Source organism: Rhodococcus sp. NPDC054953, from assembly GCF_053609225.1.
The window spans coordinates 226,035-242,006 of sequence record NZ_JBSGXD010000001.1; the positions used below are offsets into that span (position 1 = coordinate 226,035).

Annotated in this window: 16 protein-coding genes; 15 read left to right on the forward strand and 1 reads right to left on the reverse strand. The window is 71.7% G+C overall.

The window, feature by feature from the left end; translation table 11 throughout:
• The first annotated feature begins 3 nt into the window (after positions 1 to 3).
• The 9 genes from ACWF62_RS00965 to ACWF62_RS01005 all read left to right on the forward strand — a co-directional run bounded on the left by ACWF62_RS00965 (position 4) and on the right by ACWF62_RS01005 (position 7,572).
• Entirely contained in the window at positions 4 to 1,137 is a 1,134-nt protein-coding gene (locus tag ACWF62_RS00965; protein ID WP_378569780.1) for an acyl-CoA dehydrogenase family protein, read from the forward strand.
• 105 nt (positions 1,138 to 1,242) lie between these two features.
• Positions 1,243 to 1,800 (forward strand): TetR/AcrR family transcriptional regulator, encoded by a 558-nt coding sequence (locus ACWF62_RS00970; RefSeq protein WP_378569731.1) that lies wholly within the window; start codon positions 1,243 to 1,245, stop codon positions 1,798 to 1,800.
• 107 nt (positions 1,801 to 1,907) lie between these two features.
• Positions 1,908 to 3,503 (forward strand): GMC oxidoreductase, encoded by a 1,596-nt coding sequence (locus ACWF62_RS00975; RefSeq protein ID WP_452629236.1) that lies wholly within the window; start codon positions 1,908 to 1,910, stop codon positions 3,501 to 3,503.
• A 133-nt stretch (positions 3,504 to 3,636) separates the two neighbouring features.
• On the forward strand, positions 3,637 to 3,852 hold the full coding sequence (locus tag ACWF62_RS00980) for a hypothetical protein (protein ID WP_452629237.1): 216 nt from the start codon (positions 3,637 to 3,639) through the stop codon (positions 3,850 to 3,852).
• Positions 3,853 to 4,050: 198 nt separating this feature from the next.
• Positions 4,051 to 4,494, forward strand: a complete 444-nt coding sequence (gene rplM, locus ACWF62_RS00985; RefSeq protein ID WP_378505916.1) for a 50S ribosomal protein L13 — start codon at positions 4,051 to 4,053, stop codon at positions 4,492 to 4,494.
• Positions 4,491 to 5,009 (forward strand): 30S ribosomal protein S9, encoded by a 519-nt coding sequence (gene rpsI, locus ACWF62_RS00990; protein WP_378505917.1) that lies wholly within the window; start codon positions 4,491 to 4,493, stop codon positions 5,007 to 5,009. Before rplM ends, rpsI begins: the two co-directional genes overlap by 4 nt.
• 142 nt (positions 5,010 to 5,151) lie before the next feature.
• Positions 5,152 to 6,492 carry a phosphoglucosamine mutase gene (gene glmM / locus ACWF62_RS00995; protein WP_378505918.1) on the forward strand — a complete coding sequence of 447 codons (1,341 nt, stop codon included), beginning with the start codon at positions 5,152 to 5,154 and terminating at the stop codon, positions 6,490 to 6,492.
• 112 nt (positions 6,493 to 6,604) lie between these two features.
• Complete coding sequence (locus ACWF62_RS01000; RefSeq protein WP_452629238.1) at positions 6,605 to 6,862, forward strand: hypothetical protein; 258 nt, start codon at positions 6,605 to 6,607, stop codon at positions 6,860 to 6,862.
• Positions 6,859 to 7,572 (forward strand): hypothetical protein, encoded by a 714-nt coding sequence (locus ACWF62_RS01005; RefSeq protein ID WP_452629239.1) that lies wholly within the window; start codon positions 6,859 to 6,861, stop codon positions 7,570 to 7,572. Before ACWF62_RS01000 ends, ACWF62_RS01005 begins: the two co-directional genes overlap by 4 nt.
• Before the next feature lie 124 nt (positions 7,573 to 7,696).
• On the opposite strand, the gene ACWF62_RS01010 is transcribed toward ACWF62_RS01005, so the two are convergent.
• Positions 7,697 to 8,527: a dienelactone hydrolase family protein gene (locus ACWF62_RS01010; RefSeq protein ID WP_378505921.1), complete on the reverse strand. Its 831-nt coding sequence runs from the start codon at positions 8,525 to 8,527 to the stop codon at positions 7,697 to 7,699.
• Between the two features lie 93 nt (positions 8,528 to 8,620).
• Between ACWF62_RS01010 and ACWF62_RS01015 the strand changes: the two genes are divergently transcribed.
• From ACWF62_RS01015 to tsaE, 6 genes are all read left to right on the forward strand, one after another.
• Positions 8,621 to 9,715: an alpha/beta fold hydrolase gene (locus tag ACWF62_RS01015; protein WP_452629240.1), complete on the forward strand. Its 1,095-nt coding sequence runs from the start codon at positions 8,621 to 8,623 to the stop codon at positions 9,713 to 9,715.
• Between the two features lie 34 nt (positions 9,716 to 9,749).
• Entirely contained in the window at positions 9,750 to 11,612 is a 1,863-nt protein-coding gene (glmS, locus tag ACWF62_RS01020) for a glutamine--fructose-6-phosphate transaminase (isomerizing) (RefSeq protein ID WP_378505923.1), read from the forward strand.
• An 81-nt stretch (positions 11,613 to 11,693) separates the two neighbouring features.
• Positions 11,694 to 13,133: an NAD(P)H-hydrate dehydratase gene (locus tag ACWF62_RS01025; RefSeq protein WP_378569736.1), complete on the forward strand. Its 1,440-nt coding sequence runs from the start codon at positions 11,694 to 11,696 to the stop codon at positions 13,131 to 13,133.
• Between the two features lie 60 nt (positions 13,134 to 13,193).
• A complete protein-coding gene (alr, locus tag ACWF62_RS01030; protein WP_378505925.1) occupies positions 13,194 to 14,414 on the forward strand; it encodes an alanine racemase in 1,221 nt (406 codons plus the stop codon).
• Positions 14,414 to 15,487, forward strand: a complete 1,074-nt coding sequence (locus ACWF62_RS01035) for an alpha/beta fold hydrolase (RefSeq protein WP_378506056.1) — start codon at positions 14,414 to 14,416, stop codon at positions 15,485 to 15,487. Before alr ends, ACWF62_RS01035 begins: the two co-directional genes overlap by 1 nt.
• The gene (gene tsaE, locus ACWF62_RS01040; protein WP_378505926.1) at positions 15,480 to 15,959 is read left to right on the forward strand and encodes a tRNA (adenosine(37)-N6)-threonylcarbamoyltransferase complex ATPase subunit type 1 TsaE; all 480 of its coding nucleotides are present in this window, start codon (positions 15,480 to 15,482) and stop codon (positions 15,957 to 15,959) included. Before ACWF62_RS01035 ends, tsaE begins: the two co-directional genes overlap by 8 nt.
• The last annotated feature ends 13 nt before the right edge of the window (positions 15,960 to 15,972 follow it).

Below are 15,972 nucleotides of genomic sequence, written 5' to 3' on the forward strand. Positions count from 1 at the left end.
GCCATGGATTTCGAACTCAATGACGAACAGATCATGCTGCGGGACACCACCCGTGAGCTGCTGAGCCGCAGCTACGACGCCGAGAAGCGCAACGCCGTGACCGCCGACGGCAAGGGCTGGAGCGACGAGGTGTGGGGCAAGCTCGCCGAGATCGGCCTGCTCGGTCTGCCGTTCTCGGAGGAGGACGGCGGCATGGGCGCCGGACCGGTCGAGACGATGACCGTGATGAACGAGATCGGCAGGGCGCTCGCCCCGGAACCCTTCCTCGACGGCGTCCTCATCCCCGGCGGCCTGGTCGCCGAGGTCGGCACCGCCGCTCAGCGCGCGACGCTGCTTCCCGCGTTGGTCGAGGGCGCAACGCTGCTCGCGTTCGCGCACGACGAGCCGGGCAGCCGCTGGCCGACCCAGGTCGTTGCCACCGCCGCAACCGCGTCCGGGGAAGGATGGACCCTGACCGGCACGAAAAATCCTGTGCTGCACGGCGACTGCGCCGACACCCTCGTGGTGAGCGCCCTGCTGCCCGACGGCGGCACCGGACTGTTCCTCGTCGCCGCCGACGCGGCAGGCGTCACCCGGAAGCCCTACGCCACCCACGACGAGCTGCGGGCAGCGCAGATCGAACTCGCGGACGCCCCCGCGGAGCAGCTCGGTGAGGGTGGCGACGCGTCCGCCGCGATCATCGCCGCACAGGTCCGCGCGCAGGCCGCGCTGTGCGCCGAGGCGGTCGGCGCGATGGCGGAGACGCTGCGGCTGACCACCGACTACCTCAAGCAGCGCAAGCAGTTCGGTGTCACGCTGTCGAAGTTCCAGGCGCTGACCCAGCGGGCCGCCGACATGTACGTCGAGCTCGAACTCGCGTCCAGCATGAGCCTGTACGCGACGATGAACCTCGCCGACGGCATCGTCGATCCGATCGTCGCGTCCCGTGCCAAGCTGCAGATCGGCCGCGCCGCACGGCACATCGGCCTCGAGGCGATCCAGATGCACGGCGGCATCGGCATGACAGCCGAATACCCGGTCGGGCACTACGTGTCCCGGCTGACCGCGATCGGCCACACCCTCGGCAGTGCCGACGATCACCTCCGGGTGCTCGCCGGTGTCGTCGCAGACCACGAGATGGTCGAGATCACCAAGTAGAGCCACGCATTTCCCCCTCGCACCGCGGCCCCGCAGACCCCTCCGGTCGGCGGGGCCGCGGTGTGTTCCCGGGTGCGCCTGCGGGAGTCGGGTGATAATGGCGCGATGCGGTCGCGAACGAAGATCCTGGACGCCACGCTGACGCTGATCGGCAGTGACGGTTTTGGTGGCGTCTCCATCGCGTCCGTCGCGGCGGCCGCGGGGGTCACCCGGCAGACCGTCTACACCATCTTCGGCTCCCGCGAGAGCCTGGTGTCGCAGGCGATGGCGGGGCACCTGACCGAGGTGGCCCGGGGCATCCAGCGTGACCTGGCGTCGTCACGGACCCCGTGCGAGTACGTGGTCGGGTTGATCGTCGACAGCAGGCGCGCGGTCCGCGCCGACCCCGTTCTGATCACGCTGCTGCGGTCCGAGGCAGGCAACCCGCTGTTCGACACGGGCGCGATCAGCCGCGCGAGGGACGTTGCCCGCGGACTCCTTGAGCCGCTCGTCGACCTGTTCCCCGAGGTCTCGGCCCGCTTCGAGGACATCGTGGAGATCGCCGTCCACCTCGGCCTGACGTCGGTGTGCTTCGATGACGGGTCGCTGCGCACCGACGCCGAACTGCGGGCCTTCCTCACCCGATGGATCGAACCGGCGCTCACCTCCCCCAGCGCTTCTTGACACTTCAGCGGAGAACTGTCTAGTTTGAGCCGTCCCGGTGGGTGGCTGCGGAACGCGGACCGACGACATCGGGCGGTCACTCGTCGTTCGCAGCTGGGGGTAGCTCTGTGTCCGGGTTCACTCGTCGTTCCTTCCTTTCCGCAACGGCCGCAACGGGATTGGCGTTCGCAGCCGCAACGACAGCGCGCGCAGAGACCGGAATCGGTGCGCAGGTACGCCGGGTGCCGCTCGCCAAGGAGGAGCACCGGGTCGTGGTGATCGGCTCCGGATTCGGCGGCGGGGTTGCCGCGCTTCGCCTTGCCGAGGCCGGCGTGCCGGTGCTGGTGCTCGAGCGCGGAATCCGGTGGCCCACCGGCCCGAACGCCACGACGTTCCCGAATCCCACGGCCCCCGACAAGCGGGTGCTCTGGTACCGGTCGGCCCCGCAGCTGTTCGGCAGGCCCGCGGTCTTCGACCCCTACACCGGCCTCGTCGAGGCGGTCGCCGGGGCGAACATGACCGCGCTGTGCGCGGCAGGTGTCGGCGGCGGATCGCTGGTCTACCAGGGGATGTCGCTGCAGCCGTCCGAGGCCGTGTTCAACCGGTTCTTCCCGAACGAGCTCGACTGGCGGCTGATGAACCGGGTGCACTATCCGCGGGTTGCGGCGATGCTCCGCCTCGCGACCGCCCCCGACGAGCTCGTCGCCAGCGACGCGTACCTCGCACCCCGCGTGTTCGCCGAGCACGTCACCCGGGCCGGATTGCCGCTGTCGAAGATCCCGATGCCGATCGACTGGGGCTTCGCGCTCGCCGAGCTGCGCGGCGAGATGGCGCCCTCGTACACCGACGGGTCGGGGGCCCTCGGCGTCAACAACGGCGGCAAGAACTCCGTCGACGTCACCTACCTCGCCGCAGCGGAGGCGACCGGTCGTGTCGCCGTCGAGGTGCTCCACGAGGTCACCGCCATCGAGCGCGCCGGGGACGGTCGATGGCGGGTCCGCGTCAACCGGATCGATACCGCAGGAACGGTTCTCGAGAACAAGATCCTGACCGCCGACGCCGTGATCATGGCGGCGGGCAGCCTGAACACCACCAAGCTGCTGGTGCGGGCCGCGGCCACCGGAGGCATCCGCGACCTGCCGGACGACCTCGGAGCAGGCTGGGGCACCAACGCCGACCGGATCTACGTGTGGACCAACCCGGAACGGGAGTTCGGCACCGCGCAGGGCGGTCCGGTCGTCTACGGCAGCCTCAACTGGGGCGACCCCGCCCGCGCGCATACCGTCGTTCAGGCGTCGATCCCGTCGGTCGCGATGGACGTGCGCAGCACGATGATGGTCGGGTTCGGGGTCAGCGAGGGGCGCGGCCGGTTCACCTACGACTCGGTGCGGGACGAGGCGACGCTGCACTGGCCGAAGGAGGGCGACGCCGTCATCCAGAACGGCGCGATCGGCCCGACCGCGCACCGGATCGCCGGACCGGGCAGCCTGCTCACCGACACCAACGCGCTGTTCCCGTCCACCTGGCATCCGCTCGGCGGCGCGAACATGGGTCCGGTCTGCGACCTCGACGGCCGGGTCCACGGGCAGCGGGGCCTGTATGTACTCGACGGCGCCCTGATCCCCGGCACCGCAGGCGCGTGCAATCCGTCGATGACGATCGCGGCGGTCGCGGAACGGGCCATGGACAACCTGGTGGCCGCCGACGTCGGCGTGGTCATCTGACCGTTGCCCGCCGACACGCCGGGAATGAACGGGAAACGGCGCGCCTCCCGCGCCGGAGCCGTGACCGACGCTAACGTGATGGCGACCTTCGCGCGCGTGCGTGCGTCACATTCGGCTCGGGTAGGTGTTCTCGATGACGGCAGTCCCTCCGCCCACGAACAAGGTCCTGGCCAGAAAGATCGTCGGCACCTGCGTGTTTCTGGCCGGGCTGGTCGGCGCCGCCATCGGCATCTGGACCCTCGACGTCGTGGTCGCGGTGCTGTGGCTCGTTGTCGCCTCGCTGGCGGGGTTCTACCTGTTGAAACTGCGGGCCGAGGCGCGTGGTCGCCTCGACCGCACCTCGCCGTGAGGCCCACCCCACTTTGACCCGCTCCTGACCTGGGCGGTAAGGTCATCTGCTGGCGTACGGTACGACGCGCATACTCGGGACACTCCGGTGGTCGATGTGCGTTCGTAGCGCGGGTTCCTGGGTCTCCACTGGCCGCCGGGAACGAATCCGGACCGTGCCCGCTGGCCAGCAGTTATACGACATGACGAGGAAGTAGCTGTGTCTACCTACGCCCCGAAGGCGGGTGACGTGACCCGACAGTGGTACGTCATCGACGCCACCGACGTGGTGCTCGGCCGCCTTGCCGTCCAGGCAGCGACCCTGCTGCGCGGCAAGCACAAGCCCACCTTTGCCCCCAACGTTGACGGCGGCGATTTCGTCGTCATCATCAACGCCGACAAGGTCGCCATCTCCGGCAACAAGCGCACGGACAAGTTCCTGCACCACCACTCCGGCCACCCGGGTGGACTCAAGTCCCGCTCGGTCGGTGAGGTGCTCGAGAAGAACCCCGATCGTCTGGTGGAGAAGGCCATCGTCGGCATGATCCCGAAGAACAAGCTGGGCCGCGCCATCGCTGGCAAGCTGAAGGTCTACGCAGGCCCGAATCACCCCCACGCCGCGCAGCAGCCGGTTCCGTTCGAGATCAAGCAGGTGGCACAGTGACCGAGCAGAACGAGACCCCCGAGGTCGAGACCGCCGAGGTCGTCGTCGAGGAGTTCGCCGCCGAGCCCGAGGTCGTCGAGGAGTACGTGGTCGAGGAGTCCGTCGCCCCGGCGGCCCCGATCTACATCGACCGCCCGATCCAGACCGTCGGCCGCCGCAAGGAGGCCGTCGTCCGCGTCCGGCTGACCCCCGGCACCGGTGAGTTCAAGCTCAACGGCCGCACCATCGAGGACTACTTCCCGAACAAGGTGCACCAGCAGCTGATCAAGGCTCCGCTGGTCACCGTCGAGCGGACCGAGTCCTTCGACATCACCGCGCTGCTGCACGGTGGCGGCCCGTCCGGTCAGGCAGGCGCCCTGCGTCTTGCGATCGCCCGCGCCCTGATCGAGGTCACCCCCGAGGATCGCCCCGCGCTCAAGAGCGCAGGCTTCCTCACCCGTGACGCCCGCGCCGTCGAGCGCAAGAAGTACGGCCTGAAGAAGGCCCGCAAGGCTTCGCAGTACTCGAAGCGCTGATGCGGCACCGATGCCCGCTTCGCGGCGGGCATCGGGACCTGTTCACCCGAGAGCAGGCGTCCAGCACCACCGGACGCCTGCTCTTGGCGTAGAAGTGCACCAACCTGCGGGAATCCGCACGAACGGCAAGGGGTCTGAATTCATGGGTCGGATGTTCGGTACGGACGGGGTGCGGGGGCTGGCGAACGCAGACCTCGACGCGGAACTGGCGTTGCGGATCGCCGGGGCGGCGGCCTCGGTGCTGGCACTGTCCGAGCGGGGCGCCGCCCGGCCGACCGCGGTCGTCGGCCGCGACCCCCGCGCCAGCGGTGAGATGCTCGCCGCCGCCGTCACCGCAGGACTCTGCGCCGCCGGTGTTGACGTGATCGACGTCGGGGTGCTGCCCACCCCGGCCGTCGCCTACCTCACCGGTGTCCACGGCGCCGCGCTCGGGGTGATGATCTCCGCCTCGCACAACCCCATGCCCGACAACGGCATCAAGATCTTCGCGGCGGGCGGTCACAAGCTTGATGACGAGTCCGAGGACCGTATCGAGTCGGCGCTCACCGACCATGACCTGATCCCGCGGCCCACTGGCGCCGCGATCGGTCGGGTCGTCACCGCGGGCGACGCCGCGTCGCGGTACCTGGACCATCTCGCCGGGGCCGTCGGACACGCCCTCGACGGCCTCACCGTCGTCGTGGACTGCGCGAACGGCGCCGCATCCGCGGTCGGCCCGGCCGCGTACCGCGCCGCGGGCGCCACCGTCATCGAGATCCACAGCGCCCCAGACGGATACAACATCAACGACGGCTGCGGCTCGACCCACCTCGCCGACCTGCAGGCCGCCGTGCTCGAGCACGGCGCCGACCTCGGCCTCGCCCACGACGGCGACGCGGATCGTTGCCTCGCGGTCGACGCGACCGGCACCGTCATCGACGGCGACGTGATCATGTCGATTCTCGCCGTCGCGATGCGCGAGGCGGGGGAGCTCGTCGACAACACGCTCGTCGCGACCGTGATGAGCAACCTCGGACTGCACATCGCGATGCGGGAGGCGGGCATCGAGGTCCGCACCACCGCCGTCGGTGACCGCTACGTCCTCGAGGAGCTGCGGGCGGGCCGGTTCAGCCTCGGCGGCGAGCAGTCCGGGCACGTCGTGCTGCCCGGGTTCGGGACCACCGGTGACGGCGTCCTGACCGGTCTGCGGCTGATGAGCCGGATGGCGCAAACCCGGTCGTCGCTGGCCGACCTCGCGACCGTGATGCAGATCCTGCCGCAGGTTCTGGTCAACGTGAAGGTCACCGACAAGGCCGCCGTCGCGGTCGCGCCGACCGTGCTCGAGGCGGTCGCCGACGCCGAACGCCGACTCGGCGACACCGGCCGGGTGCTGCTGCGCCCGTCCGGCACCGAGCAGCTGGTTCGGGTGATGGTCGAGGCCACCGAGATCGAGGTGGCGCGTGCCCTCGCGGACGGTCTCGCGGACCGGGTCGCCGCCGTCTGAGCCCCCGTCAATGGACTCGGGGGAACCGGTTCCGGTTGCCGTGCGTCTGACACCGTGACGGTGTAGTCGGGCGCGCAGGGGCGCGGCCTCATACGGCAGCGGGGTGGGGCAGGTGGACGGGGAGCTGACGCTCGACGAGGCAACGGTGCGCGCGGCGGCGGCCGTGTTCGCGGATTCGGCAGCGGAGCTCGCCCGGCTCGCCGAGCGGGTGGAGACCGCGCTGGCCTGCGGCGACGGTCGGCAGGCCGGCGTGACGCGGGCCTGGGCGCAACGGACCGCCGCCGCGGCGGCGCTGCTGACATCGACCGCCGACCGGTATGCCGCGCAGGAGGTGGCTGCCGCGGCCGCGTTCCGGCGGCTCGACTGGTGAACCCGCGATACCGGGGCCTCGAACCGGATGCCCTGCACGCCGACGCGGAGATCCTCCGGTCCACCGCCGCGGTTCTGCGTGCGCATCTGCTCGCCCAGGAGCAGGCCGTCGCCAGGGTGACCGCCGCCTGGACCGGGCCCGCCGCCGAGGCGGCGCTCACGGTCCTCCGGCGTCACCTCGACACGGCACGGGCGGACTGCGCGCGGATCGCGGCGGCAGCGGACACCCTCGACGCCGGCGCCGAGCTGATCCGGGAGGCGCACGCGGCACGGGCGGACCTCGCGCGACGGGCCGCCGACCTCGATCCGGAGGACGGAGCGCACCCCTGCGTGGCCATCGCCGCCCTGACCGAGCTGTTCACCGTCGTCGACCGCGTCGTCGAGGGGGTGCGCGAGATGGTGGAGCTGGCGCTCGCCAGCGTCGGTGCTGCCGAGTCCCCGCACGTCGCTGCGCCGCCGCCCGTTGCTCCGCCGCCCGTTGCTGCTCCGCCCGTTGCTGCGCCGCCGCCCGTTGCTCCGCCGGCCGCTGCCGCGCCGCCCGTTGCTCCGCCGGCCGCTGCCGCGCCGCAGCCGGTGCCGGTCGCGGCGGGTGACGTCGATGCGCTCGCGTTCGGGCCGCGGCGGGATCGGTCGGGTGCGGCGGCGCCGACCCACGCCGCGGTCGCGGCCGACCGCAGCGGGGCGGAACTGGCCGACGCGGGGCCGCTGTGAGCCTTGACGACCTGCGCGTGCTGCTGACCGCCGCGGTGGACCGGGCGGAACGCGCGCTCACCGACCGGGCGGACCGGGATCCGGCGCCGTCGCCACGGTCAGCGCCGGCGGATGAACCTCCAGATCAGCCGCGCAGCAGTTGGCTGGTGTGATCGGGTTCCTCCAGGTCGGGAACCAGGGTGGTGTGCGGAATCTCGACACCCGGCGTCGCGAACGGCGCGTAGTCGGTGTCGCCGGACAGGTGGTACAGCAGATAGCCGGTGAGCAGGGCCCGCGTGGTCCGCTGGGTGCCGCGCTGCGACCGGCCGAGACCGAGCGCGCCGAACAGCGCCCGACCCTCGGCGAGGCCACCACCGGACGCCTTGTCCACTCCCCGCAGGATCGCCTGCCCGCCCCAGGCCGCGGCGAGGGACCGGGCGTTGCAGTTCATCGAGTCGAGGTCCTCGGCCGCGGCGAGGACCAGCGCGGGTCCCGACTGCTCGGCCGCGAACGCCTCCGCCGCCGGTGCGGTCGGTGCGGGGAAGAGTGCCGCAACCGCGGGCGAGCCGTGCTCGGCTGCCGCGATCACCGCCGCGCCGGCACCCATCGCATGCCCGGCGAAGGCGACCCGGTCCGCGGCGACCGAGATCTTCCCTTGGCCGAGCCGGACGCCGGTGCAGATGTCGGCTGCGCCGCGCAGGTCCGCGGCCAGCGCGAGGTGGGAGGCCACCGGGGACCGCTGGGTGTCCGGGGCGGCGGCGACGATGCCCCACGACGCCAGGTGGGTGAGGGTCTCCCGATAGCGGTCCACCCCGGTCATCCATCCGTGGCCGAACACCACGGCAGGCAACGCGAAGCCCTCGGCCGGGGTGTACACCACGCCGGGCAGACCCGCCAACGCGAGGTCGCCGCGCAGCACCCGGTGCGGTCCGCGCTTAGATAGACGAGAGGCCAGGGTCTTCGGAGTCGGCGCCACGTGCACGACCGTATCCGATCGACGGGCGGTGGATGTTCGAAGGCCGCCCGGCGCCCCGGCCGGGCATGGCAGGACGGCGAGGGAGTTTTCACGGTGTTTGGCATTCCGGTTCCGGTACCGCGGGATCTGGCGCGGGCGGCGGCGAACGTCCGCGCCCGGATCGGATCCGGGGGCCTCGCGGATCTCCGACCGACCGACTCCGAGGTGGTGGACGAGAACGCGGACCGGAGAATCCGGCGGTTCCGGTCCGCCGACGGCCCCGGGGTCGGTGCCCCGGTGCTGCTCGTCACACCGCTGGCGGCCACCTCGATCGCGTTCGATCTGCGGCGCGGCTGCAGTTTCGTCGAGTACCTCCGGGACACCGGAAGGGACGTGTACGTCGTCGACTACGGTCCGGTGAACTTCGCGGACCGCAGCCGCGGGTTCGAGCACTGGGTCGACGACGTCGTTCCCGACGCGGTCCGGGTGGTCAGCGCCGACGCGGGCGGGTCGGATGTCCACCTCGCGGGCTGGTCGCTCGGCGGGATCTTCGCCGTGTACGCCGCCGCAGCGCACCGGGAACTGCCGCTGCGGTCGCTGACCCCGATCGCCAGCCCGTTCGACCTGCGTCAGGTGCCGCTGTTCGCGACGCTGCGCCCGCTGGACCGGCTGTTCGGGCCGCTCACCGTCACCCCGTTCTACCGGCTTGTCGGCACGGTGCCCGCCCCGCTGACCAGTCTCGGGTTCAAGGTCGCCAGCGTGGACAAGTACCTGACCAGGCCGTGGACGGTGCTCACCAACCTCGACGATCGGGACCACCTCGAGCAGATCGAGGCCGTCGACCGGTTCATGAACAGCATGTACGCCTACCCAGGACGCACCTTCGGTCAGCTGTACCACGTCGTGATGCGGTCCAACGAGTTCGCGACCGGGCACATGCGGATCGGCGGCAGGCAGGTGGACCTGGACGCGATCGACGTCCCGGTGATGGTCGTCGCGGGCAGCGGCGACGGACTCGCCCCGAAACAGGCTGTTCGGCACCTGACCGACCTGCTCGGTGGTGCCCCGACCGTGCGGTACGGCGTGTACCCCGGCGGGCATCTCGGTGTGCTCACCGGACGCAGCGCCAGGGACACCATGTGGCCCGCGTTCGCCGCGTTCCTCGCGGACTGCGACGACGCCGGGTCGGATCCCACGGGTCCGCGCTGACCTGGGGGTGGCGCGCCCAGTAGGCTTGGGCACCATGTGCGGAATCGTGGGATACGTCGGCCACCGCCCTGCCCTTGGCGTCGTGGTGGAGGCGCTGCGCCGAATGGAATACCGCGGCTACGACTCCGCCGGGATCGCGGTCCTGGACGGAGCGGGTGGGCTTGCGGTCGAACGCAAGGCGGGCAAGCTTGCCAATCTGACGGCCGAGCTGGCGGAGGTCGGCGCCGACCGCTTCGCGGGCAGCACCGGAATCGGGCATACGCGGTGGGCAACGCACGGCCGCCCCACCGACCGCAACGCCCACCCGCACCGGGACGCGGACGGCAAGCTGGCCGTCGTGCACAACGGCATCATCGAGAACTTCACCCCGCTCCGTCAGGAGCTGGAGGCCGCCGGGATCGAGCTGCAGAGCGACACCGACTCCGAGGTGGCCGTGCACCTCGTCGCGCGGGCCTACGCCGAGGGCGAGACCGCAGGCGACTTCGTGGCAAGCGCACACCAGGTGCTGCGCAGGCTCGAGGGCGCGTTCACGCTGGTCTTCACGCACGCCGATCACGCCGACACCATCATCGCGGCCCGCCGGTCGACGCCGCTGGTCGTCGGTGTCGGTGACGGCGAAATGTTCGTCGGCTCCGACGTCGCCGCGTTCATCGAGCACACCCGCGACGCGATCGAACTCGGCCAGGACCAGGTCGTGGTGATCACCGCCGACGGCTACCGGATCACCGACTTCGCCGGCAACGAGGCCACCGGGCGTCCGTTCCGGATCGACTGGGACCTCGAGGCCGCCGAGAAGGGCGGCCACGACTACTTCATGCTCAAGGAGATCGCCGAGCAGCCCGCCGCCGTCGCGGACACGCTGCTCGGGCACTTCGAGGACGGCAAGATCGTCCTCGACGAGCAGCGGCTGTCCGATCAGGAACTGCGGGACGTGGACAAGGTCTTCGTCGTCGCCTGCGGCAGCGCCTACCACTCCGGCCTGCTCGCCAAGTACGCGATCGAGCACTGGACCCGGCTGCCCGTCGAGGTCGAGCTCGCCAGCGAGTTCCGGTACCGGGACCCGGTGCTGGACCGGTCGACGCTCGTCGTCGCGGTGTCGCAGTCGGGGGAGACCGCCGACACCCTCGAGGCCGTGAAGCACGCCAAGGATCAGAAGGCCCGGGTGCTGGCGATCTGCAACACCAACGGTGCCCAGATTCCCCGTGAGGCCGACGCCGTCCTCTACACCCGGGCCGGTCCGGAGATCGCCGTCGCGTCGACGAAGGCGTTCCTCGCCCAGGTGACGGCCAACTATCTGGTCGGTCTCGCGCTCGCGCAGGCGCGCGGCACCAAGTACCCGGATGAGGTGGCGCGCGAGTACGCCGAGCTCGAGTCGATGCCCGCGCTGGTGACGCGGGTGCTCGAGACGATCGAGCCGGTGCGCGCGCTGGCGAGGGAGCTTGCGGACGCATCGACGGTGCTGTTCCTCGGCAGACACGTGGGCTACCCGGTCGCGCTCGAGGGTGCACTCAAGCTCAAGGAGCTCGCATACATGCACGCCGAGGGCTTCGCCGCCGGTGAGCTCAAGCACGGTCCGATCGCGCTGATCGAGGAGGGCCTGCCGGTCATCGTGGTGATGCCGTCCCCGAAGGGACGTGCCGTGCTGCACTCGAAGCTGGTCTCCAACATTCAGGAGATCAAGGCCCGCGGTGCGCGCACGATCGTCATCGCCGAGGAGGGCGACGAGATGGTGCGGCCGCACGCCGATCACCTGATCGAGATTCCCGCCTCGCCGACCCTGCTGCAGCCGCTGCTGTCGACGATCCCGCTGCAGGTGTTCGCGGCGGAGGTCGCCCGCGCCCGCGGCTACGACGTCGACAAGCCCCGCAACCTCGCAAAGTCCGTCACCGTCGAGTAGGCGGCTCCGCCGCCTGTGAGTCTTTTTGGCCCCGACCGGGGCCAAAAAGACTCACAGGCACGGAGTGCCGGAGGGGGTTCGGTGCGCGAATTTCACACCGCCGAGCAGGTCAGGGCCGCCGAGGCGCCGCTGCTGTCGGCGCTGCCCGAGGGCACGCTGATGCGCCGCGCCGCGCACGGGCTCGCCGGTGTCGCGGCCGCCGAACTGCGGGCACGCGCCGGGGGTGTCGCGGGGCGATCGGTGACGCTGCTCGTCGGGTCCGGGGACAACGGCGGGGACGCGCTGTTCGCGGGTGCGCTGCTGCGGCGGCGGGGAGTCGCGGTGCGAGCGGTGCTGCTCGACCCCGCGCGGGTGCACGGTCCGGGGCTCGCGGCACTGCGCGCGGCGGGCGGCCGGATCGGCGCGGACCTCGGCGATCCGGACCTGGTGCTCGACGGGATCGTCGGGATCTCCGGACGCGGGCCGCTGCGCCCCGCCGCGGCGTCGGTGGTCGCGTCGATCACCGCGCCGATTATTGCGGTGGACCTGCCCAGCGGCGTGGACCCGGACACCGGGGCGGTGGCCGGGCCCGCGGTGACGGCGTCGGTGACCGTCGCGTTCGGAGCGTTGAAGCCGGTGCACGTGCTTGCCGCCGCCCGGTGCGGGCGGGTGGAGCTGGTCGACATCGGATTGGCTCCGATGGCGGCCGGAATCCGCGCGCTGACGCCAGCCGAGGTGGGGGCTCGGTGGCCGCTGCCCGGCGCGGCGGACGACAAATACAGCCAGGGCGTCGTCGGGGTCGTCGCGGGCGGCGAGCGCTACCCGGGTGCCGCCGTGCTGTCCTGTGGGGGCGCGGTCGCGGCAACCTCCGGCATGGTGCGCTACGTGGGATCCGCGGCACCACAGGTGATTTCGGCGTGGCCAGAGGTGGTCGCCGCGGATCGGCTGGACACGGCGGGCAGGGTGCAGGCCTGGGTGGTCGGGCCGGGGATCGGGACCGGTCCCTCCGCAACGGCCGTGGTGCGGGGCGCGGTCGAGTCGGACCTGCCGGTACTGATCGACGCGGACGGGCTGACCGTTCTCGCCGCGGATCCCGGACTGCTCGCTGGCCGGTCGGCCCCCACCCTGCTGACACCGCACGCCGGGGAGTTCGCGCGGCTCACCGGCGTGGATCCCGGCGCCGACCGGGTCGGGTGTGCCCGCGACCTCGCCGACCGGTGGGGGGTGACGGTGCTGCTCAAGGGGCGCGCGACGGTGATCGCGGAACCCGGGGGCGCGGTGCTGGTCAACGACGCGGGCGGGTCCGCAGCGGCGACCGCCGGATCCGGGGACGTGCTGGCCGGGCTGATCGGCGCCCTGCTGTCCACCGGCCTCGACCCGTCCGGCGCCGCGGCGATGGGTGCGCGGGCACACTCGCTTGCGGCGGCACTCGCGGCGGGTGCGGGGTCGGCGACGGCGGCACCGATCTCAGCGGGTGCGCTGTTGACGCAGGTCAGATCCGCGATCCGGATTCTGCGGGCCGCATCGGACGCCGGGTCCTGACCGCACCGAGTGAGCGGGGTCATTGGGCATAAGGGCAGGTGGTGGCAGGATTGGGGGATCATGACCATCACCGCGAACAGTGACCGTACGGCGCCCGTCCCCCCGGCGGGCGCCGATTTGTCCGGACCCGCGCCGCAGGCACCGGCACCCCAGGCGGAGGCGCTGATCGACCTCGACGCGATCGCGCACAACACGAGGGTGCTCAAGGAACACGCGGGGGACGGCGCCGTGATGGCGGTGGTCAAGGCCGACGCCTACAACCACGGGGCCGTTGCCGTCGCCCGAGCAGCGCTCGACGCGGGCGCCTCCGACCTGGGCGTCACCACCGTCGGGGAGGCGCTCGCCCTGCGCGCCGCCGGGATCACCGCTCCGGTGCTGTCGTGGCTGCACACCGCGGACACCGACTTCCGCGCCGCGATCGCCGCCGACGTCGAACTCGCCGTGTCCTCGCCCCGCCACCTCGCCGCGGTGGTCGCCGCGGCACGCCAGGTCGGGGCCACCGCGGCGGTGTCGGTGAAGGTGGACACCGGGTTGAACCGCAACGGCGTCTCGCCGACCGAACTCGACGACCTGCTCGACGGACTCGCGCGGGCCACGGCGGAGGGCGCGGTGCGGCTCGGGGGAGTGTTCTCCCACCTCGCACACGCCGACCAGCCCCATCACCCGGTCATCGACGAGCAGTCGCTGGTGCTGCGCGACGCGGTCGAGCGGGCGACGCGGCTCGGGCTGGCTCCGGACCGGGTGCACCTGGCGAACTCCGCGGCGACGCTGACCCGGCCCGACCTGCGGTTCGACATGGTTCGGCCCGGTATCGCGCTGTACGGGTTGTCGCCGGTCCCGGAACTCGGCGGCTTCGGGCTGCGCCCGGCGATGACGCTGCGCGCCAGGGTTGCCCTGGTCAAGAAGGTTGCGGCGGGCGGCGGGGTGTCCTACGGGCACACCTGGATCGCGCCGCACGACACCACCGTCGCACTGCTGCCGGTCGGCTATGCGGACGGTGTTCCGCGGGCGCTCGGCGGACGGTTCGAGGTCCAGATCGGGGACCGACGGTTCCCTCAGATCGGGCGGGTGTGCATGGATCAGGTCGTCGTCGACCTCGGGCCCGACCCCGGTTCCGTCGCGGAGGGGGACACCGCGATCCTCTTCGGCAGCGGGGCCGATGGCGAGCCGGTCGCGCAGGACTGGGCCGACCGCCTCGACACCATCCACTACGAGGTGGTGACCGGTGTCCGCGGCCGGGTGGTGCGCACCTACATCGGCGGCGACCGGACTCGCGGGTGATGCCGTTCGGTCGCCGCGGTGCGATCGGCGGTGCCGGGGTCGCTGCCGCGGTCGGGGCGCTGGCCGGGGTGCGGGCGGCGCAGCAGCGGACCGAGCCGAGCAGGCGCCGTCGGGACCGGCACGCCGACGAGGACTTCGGGCTGCTCGACAGCGACCGCGGCAGCCTGGTTGTCGCCGATGACGGCGTCGCCCTCGCGATCCGGGAGGTCGGCCCGGTGGACGCGCCGCTGACCGTGGTGTTCGTGCACGGATACTGCCTGCGGATGGACTCCTGGCATTTCCAACGGCGGCAGTTGCGGAAGCGCTGGGGTGACTCGGTGCGGATGGTGTTCTACGACCAGCGCGGTCACGGCCGCTCCGGCACCCCGACCGCGGAGTCGTGCACAATCGGTCAGCTCGGTCGCGACCTGCACGCGGTGCTGCGGGCCGTCGCACCGACCGGGCCGGTGGTGCTGGTCGGCCATTCGATGGGCGGCATGACGATCCTGTCGCTGGCGCGTCAGATGCCGGAATTGTTCGGGGAGCACGTGATCGGGGTTGGGCTGCTCGCGACCGCGGCGGCGGGCCTGAACCGGACCGGCCTGAGCCGGAACCTGCAGAACCCGGTGATCGACGCGTTCCGGTTCGCGGTGCGGACCGCGCCGGGTGTCGTCCAGGTGGGGCGCGGTGCCGCCCGCGCGATTATCTCCCCGATCCTGCGGGCGTCGTCGTACGGCACCGAGGTGAGCCCGTCGCTGACCCGGTTCTCGGAGCGCATGCTGAACGAGACGTCGGTGACGACGATCGTCAACTTCCTCAAATCGCTGGAACTGCACGACGAATCGGAGGCGCTGCCGGTGATCGCCGGTCTGCCAGCACTGGTGCTGTGCGGTGACACGGACATGGTGATCCCGTTCGCCCAGTCGCAGGCGATGGCCGACGAACTGCCGAACTGTGAGCTGGTGCGGGTGGTCTCGGCCGGCCACCTGGTCCAACTGGAGTTCCCGATCCGGGTGACCGACGCGATCGACCGGTTGGTGACCCGGGCGGTCGCCGAACACGACCTGGAAACGAAGGAGAGCATTGGTGGCTGACCACGAGCAGGCGGTGATCCACCTCCCGACGGTGGCGGACACCGAGGCGTTCGGGCGGAGGCTGGCCGTCGAACTCGGCGCCGGTGACCTGGTGGTGCTGGACGGGCCGCTCGGGGCGGGGAAGACGGCGCTGGCGCGGGGCATCGCGGCGGGTCTCGGCGTGCAGGGCCGGGTCAGTTCCCCGACCTTCATCATCGCCCGCGAGCACCGCGCGGGCAGCAGGCCCGACGGCGGCGTGGCCGTCGCGATGGTGCACGTCGATGCGTACCGGCTCGGCCTCGGCGCCGAACGGTCCGCCACGTTCGACGAACTCGACGCCCTCGACCTGGACACCGACCTCGCGGGCGCGGTGGTGGTGGTCGAGTGGGGCGAGGGAATCGTCGAGCATCTGACCGACCGGCATCTGCTGGTGCGGCTGCGGCGTGAGCCGGAGTCCGACGTCCGCACCGCGCGGTGGGGATGGGTTTCGTGACCGGCGGGTATCC

Bases quoted from the DNA above. Each gene is read 5' to 3' on its own strand.
- ACWF62_RS00965 (WP_378569780.1), top strand. From the start codon at position 4: ATGGATTTCGAACTCAATGACGAACAGATCATGCTGCGGGACACCACC.
- ACWF62_RS00970 (WP_378569731.1), top strand. From the start codon at position 1,243: ATGCGGTCGCGAACGAAGATCCTGGACGCCACGCTGACGCTGATCGGC.
- ACWF62_RS00980 (WP_452629237.1), top strand. From the start codon at position 3,637: ATGACGGCAGTCCCTCCGCCCACGAACAAGGTCCTGGCCAGAAAGATC.
- glmM (WP_378505918.1), top strand. From the start codon at position 5,152: ATGGGTCGGATGTTCGGTACGGACGGGGTGCGGGGGCTGGCGAACGCA.
- glmS (WP_378505923.1), top strand. From the start codon at position 9,750: ATGTGCGGAATCGTGGGATACGTCGGCCACCGCCCTGCCCTTGGCGTC.
- alr (WP_378505925.1), top strand. From the start codon at position 13,194: ATGACCATCACCGCGAACAGTGACCGTACGGCGCCCGTCCCCCCGGCG.
- ACWF62_RS01035 (WP_378506056.1), top strand. From the start codon at position 14,414: ATGCCGTTCGGTCGCCGCGGTGCGATCGGCGGTGCCGGGGTCGCTGCC.